This is a genomic window from Vibrio sp. YT-16, from assembly GCF_033337405.1.
Classification (GTDB): Bacteria; Pseudomonadota; Gammaproteobacteria; order Enterobacterales; family Vibrionaceae; genus Vibrio; species Vibrio alginolyticus.
In genome coordinates, this window is the sequence record NZ_JAWOQQ010000001.1 from 179,597 (window position 1) to 192,846 (window position 13,250).

A 13,250-nucleotide genomic window follows, 5' to 3' on the forward strand; every position below is an offset into this window, starting at 1 on the left:
TGATATGGCTCTGTGGATTTACTTGCACTTCCCTCGCCTGCAGCTAGACGCACTCTTTGGTGATAACCAAGAACAACCCGTGGTGATTGTCGAAAGCCAACGTTGCCAGATTATTCAATACAACGAGATTGCCGAACAACAAGGCATTAAACCAGGTATGGGCCTAGGCAGTGCTGCGTCCTTGTGTCGAGATTTACAAGTGCATCCTTATCATCCGCACACCGAATGGAGCAAGTTACAAGAAATTGCTCAATGGCTGTATTTGATCACATCTGACGTTGTGTTGATGCCAAACCAAGGTATTTTACTGCGTGCTACTCCAATGCTCGCTCTGTATGAAGGGCTTGAAAACTATTGGAATAAAGTCAGAGCTCACTTATCGGAGCTGAAACTGAGTTTTCAATTCGGATGTGGTTTTTCGCCTTTTGCTGCCAAATTGATGGCAATATCAGGAGCGAACGTCATCAGTGAAGACAAATCTGCCATACAAAAAGTCCTATCACCATTACCGTTAACACTGGCAGATTTATCAAGCGCTACAGTAGAGAAGTTACAACGTGTAGGCGTCACCACATTGCAAAACCTGCTTGAACTGCCATTGCAAGACATCGCACGACGCTTTGATATCGATTTGGTGAACTACGTTGGTCGACTGACTGGGCAGTTTAAACACCCTGTCGACCTTTATCACCCTACCGAATCCTTCCAAGTTTATTTAGAGCTGTTGTTTGAGATCGAAAACGTTCAGTGGATTGAAAAACCGTTGGCCAAATTACTTCGTCAACTCGAAACCTTTCTTAAATTAAGAGATAAGGTCGCTTTTGAACTGTGTTTAACACTCCACCAGCGTGAGAAACAAGAGCAACACCTTCAACTCACTTCTGCGCAAGGTGATTACCTATGTCAGCGTTGGCAACAGTTAGCGAGTTTGAGCTTAGAGTCACTCTCGCTTAATGGCCCAGTCACAGGGCTAACGTTAAAAGTCATCCGTCAAGGTGAGCCTCTTAGTGCATCACGCGATCTCTTTGCTGGGCAGAAAGGAAACATGAATGCTTTAGAGCTGCTCTCTTTACTGCAAGCTAAATTGGGGAAAAGTGCCGTTTTAAAACCCAATATTGCTTGCGATCCTAGACCAGAAAAGGCCAGTCAGTATCGCCCTGCTGATGCTCCAGATAAAAAGGGGCACGCCATACCCTCCATACTACGCCCCGCAATGCAATTACCCACTCCCATTGTATTGCAAGAACAAGTTTCTTTGGTCCACGGACCTGAGCGAATAGTTTCTGGGTGGTGGGATGGTGATGAGATCATGCGTGATTACTACATTGCACACACCAAGCAAGGCCGCTGGTTATGGATATTTCGCGATCAGCACAAGCACTGGTTTCTTCATGGCTATTTTTGTTAAATCGACAGTTATTTTTGTTGGGTCATTATGAGTTACGCGGAACTATTTTGTCAGTCTAACTTCTCTTTTTTGACTGGAGCTTCTCATGCAGAAGAGCTGGTACTCCAAGCTGCTTTCTATCGCTATCAAGCTCTAGCTATAACGGATGAATGTTCAGTCGCGGGCGTTGTCAAAGCCCATGCGACCATCGAACAACATAAACTCGATATCAAACAAATCGTTGGAAGTATGTTTTGGTTAAATGATGAATGCCAAATCGTACTGCTTTGCCCTTGTCGCAAGGCTTATGCCGAGTTGTGTCGTATCATCACAAACGCAAGAAGACGTAGTGAAAAAGGCAACTATCAACTGTTCGAATGGGATTTGATGTCGGTTCGACATTGTTTGGTATTGTGGCTGCCCACACATCAAGAGAGTGATCACTATTGGGGGCGCTGGCTCAATCAACACCACGCTAATCGTTTGTGGGTAGCGATTCAGCGCCATTTGAGTAACAACGATACTGAGTACATTGCGCACTGCGAGCAGTTAGCACATGAATTTCAATTACCTATAACTGCCTGCGGAGGCGTTCTCATGCATGATGTTGAACGCTTGCCATTACAGCATGTACTTACTGCTATAAAGCATGGGTGTAGCGTCGATAAACTCGGTTTTGGCCGTATTTCGAATACTGAGCGAGCGCTTCGTCCTTTTAAAAAGTTGATTCGGATTTACAAACCAGAATGGCTGGAAGAAAGTACTTACATCGCCGATTTATGCGAGTTTAAGCTCTCCGATTTAAAATACGAATATCCTACCGAGCTGATCCCAGATGGTTATACACCCGACTCTTACTTACGTATGTTGGTCGAACGTGGTAAAAGGCTGCGTTTTCCTGAAGGCGTGCCAGCAGAAGTCAATCAAACCATCGAGAATGAACTGGCGCTTATTCAAGAGCTGAAATACCACTACTACTTCCTTACTATTCACGACATCGTAATGTTCGCGAAACAGCAAGGCATTCTTTACCAAGGGCGAGGTTCCGCTGCAAACTCTGTGGTGTGTTATTGCCTGGAAATTACCGCCGTCGATCCTCGACAAATCGCTGTCTTATTCGAACGATTTATCAGTAAAGAACGTAAGGAACCGCCGGATATTGATGTGGACTTTGAACACGAGCGCCGTGAAGAAGTTATCCAGTATATTTACAAAAAATATGGCCGTGAGCGTGCAGCACTTGCTGCAACAGTGATCAGCTATCGCTTTAAAAGTGCCGTGCGTGAAGTCGGTAAAGCACTAGGGATTGAAGAGACCCAATTAGATTTTTTCATTAAGAATGTTAATCGCCGAGATCGCAGCCAAGGCTGGCAAGCTCAAATTATTGAACTTGGCTTACAACCAGAATCTCTCAAAGGGCAGCAGTTTATCCAATTGGTCAACGAGATCATTGGCTTCCCACGCCATTTATCTCAGCACGTAGGTGGCTTTGTAATTTCATCTGGCCCTTTATATGAGTTGGTACCTGTTGAAAATGCCTCGATGGAAGATCGCACTATCATTCAATGGGATAAAGACGATTTAGAAAGCTTGAAGCTACTAAAAGTCGATGTGCTCGCACTCGGCATGTTAAACGCCATCAAAAAGTGCTTTCAGCTGGTCGAGAAACATCACCAGCGATCCCTCTCTATTTCCGAAATCACTCGCCGACAAGATGATCCACACGTGTATCGCATGATCCAAAAAGCTGACACGATAGGCGTATTCCAAATAGAATCTCGTGCACAAATGAGCATGCTTCCTCGCCTAAAGCCTGCTTGTTATTACGACTTAGTGATTCAAATTGCAATTGTTCGTCCAGGCCCTATTCAGGGTGATATGGTGCATCCTTTTTTAAAACGACGAGATCACAAAGAGCCTGTCAGTTATCCATCGGAAGAAGTAAAAAGCGTTCTTGAGCGGACTATGGGCGTCCCTATTTTCCAAGAGCAAGTCATCAAGCTAGCCATGGTAGCCGCAGGGTTTAGCGGCGGCGAGGCCGATCAACTCCGTCGAGCGATGGCATCATGGAAAAAGAATGGCGATCTCGCTAAATTCAGACCAAAACTGATCAATGGTATGCAAGAGAGAGGTTATGACTTAGCGTTTGCTGAGCGCATTTTCGATCAGATTTGCGGCTTTGGTGAGTACGGCTTCCCTGAAAGTCATTCAGCGTCTTTCGCAGTGCTGGCATATTGTTCTGCATGGTTAAAATATTATTACCCAGCCGAATTTTACACTGCATTGTTGAACAGCCAACCAATGGGATTTTATAGCCCATCGCAATTAGTACAAGATGCTCGCCGACATGGCGTCGAAGTATTGCCGGTGTGCGTCAATCATTCAAAATATCAACATCATCTCGTCTCACGTCCGAATGGCAGGCTCGGCGTGCAACTTGGTTTTCGCTTGGTGAAAGGCTTTAACGCAGAAAGCGCACAAAGGCTTATTGAGCGCAAACCACTTAATGGTTACCGATCGATTCAAGAAGTAAAGCAGATATTAAGAAGCCGAAGTGACATTGAATTATTGGCTTCAGCCAATGCATTTCAAGCCTTATCGGGAAATCGTTATAACGCTCGCTGGGCAGCAATGGATTCCTTATCTGACCTACCATTGTTTCACAAGGTCGAAGAACCCAATGTTAGCTACCAGACTCAACCCTCTGAATATGAAAATTTAATTGAGGATTACGCAAGCACGGGACTATCTCTTAGCCGCCATCCAATTAAATTATTAGAAGAAACGGGCAAACTCCCTCACTTTACCCGCATGAGGCAACTGACAGAGAAACCGCATAAGTCACTGGTCACAGTGGTAGGTGTGGTAACAGGAAGACAATCTCCAGGCACCGCCGCTGGCGTGACATTTTTTACGTTAGAAGATGACACGGGCAACATTAATGTGGTCGTTTGGCAAGCTACAGCACGAGCCCAAAAGCAAGCGTATTTAGGCGCTAAAGTATTAATGGTGAAAGGCATTCTTGAAAGAGAGGGAGAAGTCACGCACGTCATTGCTGGTAAGTTGATTGATTGCACGCACTACTTGAACAATCTACAAAGTAAATCTCGGGATTTCCATTAGTACAGAGGAATTAAGGAGAGAGATGTTAAAAATCAGAGAGAGGTGCGCTCCCTCTGATTTCACTAGATCTAATCATGCACTTTTAGAAAGCATCTGGCGTAATCGGTCTTGAGCAACTTCAACCAGCAGATCCGGTTGGAATTTAGATATAAAGCGATCACAGCCTACTTTTTGTACCATGGCTTCATTAAAACTACCGCTCAGAGAAGTGTTCAATGTGATAAACAACTTAGACATACGTGGATCTTGGCGCACTTCATGGGTCAGTTTATAACCGTCCATTTCAGGCATTTCAGCATCCGTAATCATCATCAACAGCTCTTTTTCTACATCTTTACCTTCATCACACCAACGTTTTAAAACCGTTAACGCTTCTAGCCCGTCACGACACTCGATGATATTCATACCTAATTGAGAAAGCGTATCGCGAACTTGATTACGAGCTGTAGAGGAATCATCCACAATCAGAACATTACGCCCGACCATTGCTTGGGCCAATTCTTGATCGAGAATATCCTCCGAGATAGTCACGTCGTAATGTACGATCTCTGCTAAAACTTTTTCAACGTCAATAATTTCGACAATTTGAGAGGCATCCCCCTCTTTAATTTGCGTGATAGCCGTGAGGTAATTCGAGCGACCAGACGTGGAAGGAGGCGGCTGAATTTCAGTCCATGCCGTATTAATAATGTTTTTAACCGGACCGACTAAGAAGCCCTGCACCGTGCGGTTGTACTCTGTCACGATCAAATTTTCTTCTTCCGCTTCACCACGCAAAGCTGGGAAACCTATCGCGCCACGCAAATCAATCACTGGCACTGCTTCACCTCGTAAAGAAGCGACCCCACGAATGTTGTAGTGTGAGCCAGGAAGCTTGGTTAACGGTGGCAGCTTGATGACCTCTTTCACTTTGAACACATTAATCGCAAACAATTGGCGACTATTTAAAGTGAACAGCAGAAGCTCTAGTCGATTTTCACCAACCAAGTTTGTACGCTGGTCAACCGTATTTAACACTCCGGACATACTACTACCTAAATTATGGATAATTCTTATTTTACTCGAAATCAGTACAGACACAGCAAGGTTATATAACCAAATAACCTTAAAATATTTGGCTTTTCGAGCACAGCTTTAAAGTACAACAGTTTTAGCGTATTACTTCTCTTTGCATCAGACGCAAAGTCACGCAGCACATTGAAAGCCATTTTGTTTATTTACTTGAGCTTTTTAGGAAATTACATGAATGGCGCAGATATAGCAATGCAGCATAACTCAAATTCCCTTTCTAGTAATAGGCGATCAAAAAGGGTGAGCCGTTAAGTCTCACCCTAAATCACCTACAAATGCAGTCTCAACAGCCAGGCACATCATCATGTTAAAAAGTACTTAACCTTCCACAACCTTCATCAATAGTTGACCATCGTACAACGCCTGCTTAATCAACGCGGCACCAGGCATTGTGGCTTGCTTATAGAAACGAGACTCCACCAGCTCAAGATCTTGGTGATAAACAGGTAAACTCTGCTCTTCGATACAGCGACGAACCGCAGGATAAAGCACATCTTTTGCTTGGTTAATCACACCACCGATCAAGATTTTCTCAGGGTTAAATAAGTTGATCACAATAGCAATTGCAGAGCCTAAGTAGCCTCCAAGTTTTTCAATCACATCGACGGCCAAAGGATCACCGTTTGCAGCGGCTTCACAAATGCTCTCAATACTCATTTCCTCTTGTTTAGCAAGAATAGAGTCTTCGCCATCAGCGATTCGTCTTACGACTTCTTCACGAATTGCCTGAGAACTGGCAACGGTTTCCAAACAGCCAATATTGCCGCAATGACAACGTTTTCCATTTGGGTCAATTTGAATATGCCCGAGTTCACCAATGTTACCGTGACGGCCTTGCAAAACGCGCCCATCCAGAATGATGCCCGCACCTAAACCGTGGTGGATAGAGATAAGAACGGAGTTGTCATTATCTTGAGAATGACCAAAAAGCTTTTCTGCTAATGCCCAAGCTCGCGTGTCATTGGCAATGAAAACTGGCAAGCCTGTTGCTTTGTATATCTCTGGTCCAAGAGCAAGATTTTCGACATTGTAATGAGGCATCTGCAAAACGACACCTTGCTCTGAGTTCACGAGACCAGGCAGCGTAAGGGCAATACTGGTAACACGATCAAGTTGATCCGCGTAAGTCTGAAAGAATTCATCAATTTCGTAAAGCAGGCGCTCAAGCACATCGTCTTGATCAAGCTCGTGTATCTCGATTTTAGTATCGATTAGTACATCACCGCCTAACTCATGCAAAGCAATGGTTAAATAACCCCGCCCCAAACGCATTGACAAAAATTGCCAGCCTTCATTATTGACCTGCAAACCGACAGCAGGTCGACCACGACTCGTCGCTTCTTGTACTGTCGTTTCATGAATCAAGTGCGCTTCAATTAATTCTCGAGTGATTTTGGTGATACTAGCAGGAGCAAGCTCACTCTGCTTGGACAAATCAATTCGAGAAATAGGACCTTTTAGGTCAATTAGTTTATATACACGACCAGCATTGACCTGTTTGATATGATCAATATGGCCCGGTTGAGCCATGTACATCTTGCACTCCGAAATTCTATAACGGGACAATTTTTTTACTTTGCGAACTAATTGTGAAGTGAATTAATAAATCCCCGTGACAAGCATCACGTATAAACCTGTTTGTTTGTGTATTCAATCAAATAACGAAGAATCTACTCCTGTTAAATTGTTTGAAAAATAACTTATTTTTATTCACTAAATTATGAAGTAATGCCTTTAAAGCAGCGTATTTTTATCAATAAGGCCATTGCCTGTCGAATATCTGTCTGTTTTACCGGGGTTACTCTTAATGTAAACATTCTGTGCATATACTTATATTCAAGTAGCTTTAAGGTGTGGGCTAAGCGAGGCTAACCTTGAGAGCGATTGCGTAAAGTAAGGATAGAGTTCAAGTTACCTGTACACACACATTCATCGGAGAATCTATGACTTCCAAATTAAGACGAACAAAAATTGTCACTACGCTGGGTCCTTCAACGGATAAGGACAATATACTTGAGGAGATCATCAAAGCCGGTGCAAACGTTGTCCGTATGAATTTTTCACATGGAACCAGTGAAGACCACATTCAACGTGCGAACAAAGTCCGTACCATTGCAGCAAGACTTGGGCGTCAGGTTGCAATTCTTGGTGACTTACAAGGCCCTAAAATCCGTGTATCAACGTTTAAAGACGGCCAAGTCATTTTGAATGTGGGCGATAAATTCACATTAGATAGTGATTTACCAAAAGGTGAAGGCAATCAAGAATCTGTAGGGTTAGATTATAAAGAACTACCGCAAGATGTTTCACCAAATGACATTTTATTACTCGATGATGGACGCGTTCAGCTGCAAGTTACCAAAGTAGAGGGTAATAAAGTTCATACCCGTGTGATTGTCGGTGGTCCACTGTCCAACAATAAAGGGATCAACAAAAAAGGCGGCGGATTGTCAGCCGATGCGCTCACAGAGAAAGATAAAGCCGACATTCTTACCGCCGCAGCAATTCAAGTAGACTACCTTGCTATTTCATTCCCGCGTAACGGCGAAGACATGCATTACGCTCGACGCTTAGCCAGAGATGCAGGCCTTGAAGCCATGTTAGTGGCTAAAGTCGAACGAGCAGAAACCGTCGCGACCAATGAGTCTATTGACGACATTATTCTCGCATCCGATGTGGTGATGGTTGCACGTGGTGACCTTGGTGTAGAAATCGGTGACCCTGAGCTCATAGGTGTCCAGAAAAAACTGATTCGCCGCGCACGCAGTTTAAACCGTATAGTGATTACTGCGACACAAATGATGGAGTCCATGATTACTAGCCCAATGCCAACGCGTGCTGAAGTGATGGATGTGGCCAATGCGGTTCTAGACGGCACTGACGCGGTGATGCTTTCTGGAGAGACCGCTGCAGGTAAATATCCTGTAGAAACGGTCAAATCCATGGCCGAAGTATGTGTGGGGGCAGAAAAAATGTCGGAGGCAAGTCTATCAACCTATCGCTTAGATAGAACCTTCGAAACCGCTGAAGAAACCATCGCAATGGCAACCATGTACTCTGCGAATCACATGGAAGGAATTAAAGCGATGATCTCGTTAACTGAGTCCGGCAGGACTGCGTTGATGATGTCTCGCTTAAGCTCTGGCTTGCCAATATTTGCCTTATCACGGAATGAATCGACACTAAATCGAGCAGCATTATACCGAGGCGTGACACCTGTATATTTCGAGTCAAAAAGTGATGCGGGTTTACCAACGGCTCAAGCAGCGATTACTAGCCTTAAAGAGCAAGGGTTCTTGCACAAAGGTGATTTAGTCATTATTACTCAAGGCGATGTAATGGATGTTGTGGGCTCAACCAACTGCATGCGCATTCTACAAGCGTAGTCGTTATACCTAACCGGAGTTAACCACAAGAACCCGCAAATAAGGCTCCGAAAATGGAGCCTTATTTATATGCTTTGTATATTGCGCACATCGTGAACGTAAGAAGGTTTATGCACTCTCTCTACCATCAATTTCAACATCCAGCTGGTCATAGAGTTGAACTAGGTTAAACCCAGCTTGAAGCCCAAGTTGATAGTCATGCTCTAGTGACTCTTGGTCACTTAACAAAGAAGAAGAACGAAGTCCCTCTTTAGGCGCAACTTGTAAAATAAAAGTGTCGTCAGGTGGAGCAGATATAAAGGCCTGAGTGAGCTCAAATGTTTGATAATGAATCATCAGCATGTCGGCTAAACCTGAATCAAAATTCTCACCAATCAGATGACTTAAACGATACAAGTTATCGGCACCGAACAACCAACGGCCTCCATTTAACAGCATTTTCCCTGCAAGCTTCGATTGATGTGCTGCATTAATTTTTTGTTGGAAGAACGACGCCCAATCCAGCTTCCACTGATTCACTTTTTGCTGCCATGATTGCTGTACTGAGTTGATAGACTCCCGATACCATTCGACAGGCACATCCCCCACCTCACTTTGGGCTCTCGCTTCAATCTCTGAAAACGGCTCTGTGCGAATGACAATAATGTTGCGAGCATTCTGACGCCACGCTTCTTGAACAGGGATAGAGGCAGACACGCCGCCATCCACAAACTTATTGCCATTTACGTCGACAGGTCCGTGATATAACTTGGGAATCGCACATGTCGCTAGCATAGTGTTAAACCACGAGTCATCCAAGATTGGTAGATATTGATCTGATAGCGTCTCTATATTCGTTACCGCAGCAAACGCCCCTCGTTTTCCCAATGCACTGCGACCTAAATCAAGGTCAAGCTTGTATGGGAAATCTTGAATCCGTTCTAATGCCCACTCTAAACCTAAGTACTGCTGCTTTCGGATATAGCGAAACAGATTAAAAAATTCAGGAGACGTTGTCAGCTCGGTAATAAAAGCTTTGCCCATGCCATGTTGACGACACAAGTAAGAACATAAGTTAAGTGCTCCGGCAGAGGTGCCATAGAATTCATCGAAAGGATCGAAGTTGGAAAGTAAAAAGGCGTCTAAAACGCCAGCGGTAAAAATCCCTCTCTGCCCTCCACCTTGCGTGACTAAAGCAGTTTTACCATGCCTAAAGTGCTCATAAACTTTTACATCAAGCTCTGCATGGCTTTCTGTGATTATACCGCTGTTACGTATCATAGGCTCACGCCGTTTTGTTAAAACGTTTGGTAAAAGTGGTTATCTTAAGCTGTTGTAATAGCAATGATGCCAAATGACAAAAGCACTGCAAAAACAGTCACCACAATGATTAATGCGGATTTTAGATCGTGTTCCATAAACACCTCCTTAATATGTAACAAATTAATAACACCGGTGTGAAATATGTTCAAGATTTGCTTAATTTAGTCGCGCAATTTTGACTAACCCATCACAATTAGCTTAGTCATAATAAGGAGATAGGGCATGAACCAAAAACTCAGCTGGCTAGTAGGAATCATGATGATGAGTACTGCTATCAATGCACAAGCGAATATCATCGTTACACCATACATAGGCTATACAGGAGGCGGCCAAGTAGAGGATGAAAGTGGTAATACATACGATCTCGACCCCGCAGTGAATTACGCTCTTTCAGTCGAGACTCCCTTAGAAAAAGGAAGGATCGGATTGTTTTACTCCAATCAATCGACGGAACTTGAAAAGCTGTCCAACTCGGCAGATATCCATTATCTGCACTTCCAAAGCAGCATGTACTATCCTGTCGCAGAAAAATGGCAAACCTATATCGGTGTAGGTTTGGGCGCTTCTTACGCCGATGTGGATTGGGTAGACAAAAAATACGGATTTTCGGCTAGCGCTTTTGCAGGGCTGGAATATGAATTTTCAAAGAACTTTGCATTAACAGCCCAACTGAGATGGTTAGGAACGGTCGTTGATAACGATACATCTGGCGCCTGTACTCTACCTAATGACGGCTCAAACTGTATCATTAAGTTCGATACTGATTGGATGAACCAATTCCAATCAAATGTCGGTTTTAGTTTCCGCTTCTAATTTTTATGCATGTTCCTTTATAGGACTCGTCACAAAGAACGCTGAACGAGTCCTGCACAGAGCCGATAAAGGATATCGTCTAAACACCATTGTTTGGCAAAGTAACGAAGCATCATCTAGATAGGTGCACAAAAGATAGCCGTACGCCCTAATTAATCAAAATAGTCTTAAACACCAAAGCAATTATTAGATCCCAGTCATTTATTCCAGACAAACAACCACACACCCACATAAAACCACAATCAAACTCAAATTTAACAAGATTAAAACCAGACAACGCATCTGAATTAACATTTAGATTCTATTGCGCTAAGTATTATTAGAAGTTAGTCTGATCAGTGAAAACAGATAAATATTTCAGTTTTATCAAACACACATCAAAATTTTAAGATTAATAATCTACTTTCTCTTACAGTAGCCAGAATATAGCTCTATAAAATTATAAGAAGTTAGAATTAAGGATAGAAAAGCTGATGGATAACAGCGGTCCTTTCTTCCAACTATTTGCGCAATTATTACTGTGTTACGTAGAGAGCTTCATTCCTCAGGGAGTCTTATAGGAGTCAAATATGAAGCGAGAACAATGGGGATCCCGGGCGGGATTCATCTTAGCAGCAGTTGGGTCTGCTATCGGTTTGGGAAACATTTGGCGTTTCCCATACATGGCCTATGAAAACGGTGGCGGCGCATTTTTTATTCCTTACATTTTTGCCATGATCACTGCTGGTATTCCATTTATGATCCTTGAGTTCAGTATGGGACAAAAATACCGAGGCTCGGCACCAAAAACACTTGCGAAAATTCATTCTAAATTTGAATGGCTTGGCTGGTTCCAAGTTGGTGTGGCTGCAGTTATTGCCGTTTACTATGTGGCTGTTATCGGTTGGTCGATTTCTTACTTTGGGTTGTCGTTCACTCAAGGTTGGGGAACCGATACCAACGCATTTTTCTTTAGTGAATACCTAAAGCTAGGTGACAACTCACCAACAGACTTAGGCAGTATTCAATGGAAGATTGCTTTATCCATGGTGATTGCTTGGGCAATTACTTACACCGCTATTGCCAAAGGCGTGAAATCAGGAATTGAACGAGCATCTAAAATTATGATGCCAATCCTATTCTTGATGGTGATTTTCTTAATCGGACGTATGATTTTCTTGCCAGGAGCTCTAGATGGCGTGAACTACATGTTCGAACCCGATTTCAGCAAAATTTGGGATGTGAAAGTATGGGCAGCGGCATATGGTCAGATCTTCTTTACGCTAAGTATCGGCTTCGCCATCATGCTAGCTTACTCTAGCTACCTACCAGAAAAGTCAGACATAACGAATAACGCGTTTATGACCGTGTTGATCAACTGTGGCTTCTCGATCCTAGCCGGCATCATGATCTTCTCAGTATTGGGTTACATGGCTCAAGAGCAAGGTAAGCCGTTAACAGAGGTGGTATCTGCAGGCGTTGGCTTGGCTTTTGTTACTTTACCTGCGGCAATTAACCTACTACCTGCCCCATATATTCTTGGTCCACTGTTCTTCTTTGCACTGGTGGTTGCTGGTCTAAGTTCGCATATTTCAATTATGGAAGCCGTAACTTCAGCCATTATCGACAAGCTGAAGTGGAGCCGTAAAAAAGCTGCAAATGTTGTGATTGGTATTGGCTTCGTTGTCTCTATGGCGTTTGCTACCAATGGCGGTCTGCTGCTACTCGATCTAGTAGACCACTTTGCAAACAACGTTGGCATCATGGTTGGTGGTCTGGTTGAGATTGTCTTGATGGCGTGGCTATTGAAGCGCGTGCCAGAAGTACGTAATTACGTTAACGAGCGCTCTGATTTCTCTGTTGGTCAATGGTTCGAGATCTGCTTACGCTTCGTTACACCAATCATGCTCGCCATTATCTTAGCGACCAAGCTATACGCCCTAATTACTGAAGGCTACGGTGGCTATGATCTAACTTTAGGCTGGGCACTTATCGCCGCACTCTTTATCTTTGGTCTAGTGATCAACGCAGTGAACCGCAAGGAGACAGCAAAATGACAATCAGCGCAATTATTATGATGGTTATTGGTTTAGGTATCACTTGGGGCGGCGCTGCCGTTTGCATCAAGCGAGCCATGGATAAACAATAGAACGTTAAGTTCCACATAAAAAACGCCGGTAGTTACCGGC

The 13,250-nt window shown here is 43.7% G+C and carries 10 protein-coding genes; 6 read left to right on the forward strand and 4 right to left on the reverse strand.

All coding sequences use genetic code 11. The annotated features are described in order from the left end of the window. Positions 1 to 4 precede the first annotated feature (4 nt). Both R7F07_RS00790 and R7F07_RS00795 read left to right on the forward strand, forming a co-directional pair. Complete coding sequence (locus tag R7F07_RS00790; RefSeq protein ID WP_005372978.1) at positions 5 to 1,408, forward strand: Y-family DNA polymerase; 1,404 nt, start codon at positions 5 to 7, stop codon at positions 1,406 to 1,408. A gap of 27 nt (positions 1,409 to 1,435) precedes the next feature. Beyond that, positions 1,436 to 4,510, forward strand: coding sequence for an error-prone DNA polymerase (locus R7F07_RS00795; protein ID WP_085569763.1), 3,075 nt, complete (start codon positions 1,436 to 1,438; stop codon positions 4,508 to 4,510). Between the two features lie 72 nt (positions 4,511 to 4,582). Here R7F07_RS00795 and R7F07_RS00800 read toward each other — a convergent pair whose 3' ends face one another. Both R7F07_RS00800 and R7F07_RS00805 read right to left on the reverse strand, forming a co-directional pair. Further along, complete coding sequence (locus R7F07_RS00800; RefSeq protein ID WP_005372976.1) at positions 4,583 to 5,536, reverse strand: chemotaxis protein CheV; 954 nt, start codon at positions 5,534 to 5,536, stop codon at positions 4,583 to 4,585. Between the two features lie 363 nt (positions 5,537 to 5,899). Then, positions 5,900 to 7,117: an ROK family protein gene (locus R7F07_RS00805; protein ID WP_005372973.1), complete on the reverse strand. Its 1,218-nt coding sequence runs from the start codon at positions 7,115 to 7,117 to the stop codon at positions 5,900 to 5,902. A gap of 407 nt (positions 7,118 to 7,524) precedes the next feature. Here R7F07_RS00805 and pyk point away from each other — a divergent pair, with 407 nt between their 5' ends. Continuing rightward, positions 7,525 to 8,967: a pyruvate kinase gene (gene pyk, locus R7F07_RS00810; RefSeq protein WP_005372972.1), complete on the forward strand. Its 1,443-nt coding sequence runs from the start codon at positions 7,525 to 7,527 to the stop codon at positions 8,965 to 8,967. Positions 8,968 to 9,075: 108 nt separating this feature from the next. On the opposite strand, the gene R7F07_RS00815 is transcribed toward pyk, so the two are convergent. Next, complete coding sequence (locus tag R7F07_RS00815) at positions 9,076 to 10,227, reverse strand: patatin family protein (RefSeq protein WP_005372971.1); 1,152 nt, start codon at positions 10,225 to 10,227, stop codon at positions 9,076 to 9,078. Between the two features lie 44 nt (positions 10,228 to 10,271). Next, positions 10,272 to 10,364: a YnhF family membrane protein gene (locus R7F07_RS00820; protein WP_005372970.1), complete on the reverse strand. Its 93-nt coding sequence runs from the start codon at positions 10,362 to 10,364 to the stop codon at positions 10,272 to 10,274. Between the two features lie 127 nt (positions 10,365 to 10,491). Between R7F07_RS00820 and R7F07_RS00825 the strand changes: the two genes are divergently transcribed. The 3 genes from R7F07_RS00825 (at position 10,492) to R7F07_RS00835 (ending at position 13,210) form a co-directional block, all read left to right on the forward strand. Beyond that, positions 10,492 to 11,082 (forward strand): outer membrane protein, encoded by a 591-nt coding sequence (locus R7F07_RS00825; protein ID WP_005372968.1) that lies wholly within the window; start codon positions 10,492 to 10,494, stop codon positions 11,080 to 11,082. Positions 11,083 to 11,651: 569 nt separating this feature from the next. Then, the gene (locus tag R7F07_RS00830) at positions 11,652 to 13,118 is read left to right on the forward strand and encodes a sodium-dependent transporter (protein WP_005372966.1); all 1,467 of its coding nucleotides are present in this window, start codon (positions 11,652 to 11,654) and stop codon (positions 13,116 to 13,118) included. Continuing rightward, positions 13,115 to 13,210, forward strand: a complete 96-nt coding sequence (locus R7F07_RS00835; protein ID WP_005372963.1) for a MetS family NSS transporter small subunit — start codon at positions 13,115 to 13,117, stop codon at positions 13,208 to 13,210. The genes R7F07_RS00830 and R7F07_RS00835 overlap by 4 nt, the downstream gene beginning before the upstream one ends. Positions 13,211 to 13,250 lie beyond the last annotated feature (40 nt).

Bases quoted from the DNA above. Each gene is read 5' to 3' on its own strand.
- R7F07_RS00805 (WP_005372973.1), bottom strand. From the start codon at position 7,117: ATGTACATGGCTCAACCGGGCCATATTGATCATATCAAACAGGTCAAT.
- R7F07_RS00835 (WP_005372963.1), top strand. From the start codon at position 13,115: ATGACAATCAGCGCAATTATTATGATGGTTATTGGTTTAGGTATCACT.
- R7F07_RS00830 (WP_005372966.1), top strand. From the start codon at position 11,652: ATGAAGCGAGAACAATGGGGATCCCGGGCGGGATTCATCTTAGCAGCA.
- R7F07_RS00815 (WP_005372971.1), bottom strand. From the start codon at position 10,227: ATGATACGTAACAGCGGTATAATCACAGAAAGCCATGCAGAGCTTGAT.
- R7F07_RS00820 (WP_005372970.1), bottom strand. From the start codon at position 10,364: ATGGAACACGATCTAAAATCCGCATTAATCATTGTGGTGACTGTTTTT.
- R7F07_RS00795 (WP_085569763.1), top strand. From the start codon at position 1,436: ATGAGTTACGCGGAACTATTTTGTCAGTCTAACTTCTCTTTTTTGACT.
- R7F07_RS00800 (WP_005372976.1), bottom strand. From the start codon at position 5,536: ATGTCCGGAGTGTTAAATACGGTTGACCAGCGTACAAACTTGGTTGGT.
- R7F07_RS00825 (WP_005372968.1), top strand. From the start codon at position 10,492: ATGAACCAAAAACTCAGCTGGCTAGTAGGAATCATGATGATGAGTACT.
- R7F07_RS00790 (WP_005372978.1), top strand. From the start codon at position 5: ATGGCTCTGTGGATTTACTTGCACTTCCCTCGCCTGCAGCTAGACGCA.
- pyk (WP_005372972.1), top strand. From the start codon at position 7,525: ATGACTTCCAAATTAAGACGAACAAAAATTGTCACTACGCTGGGTCCT.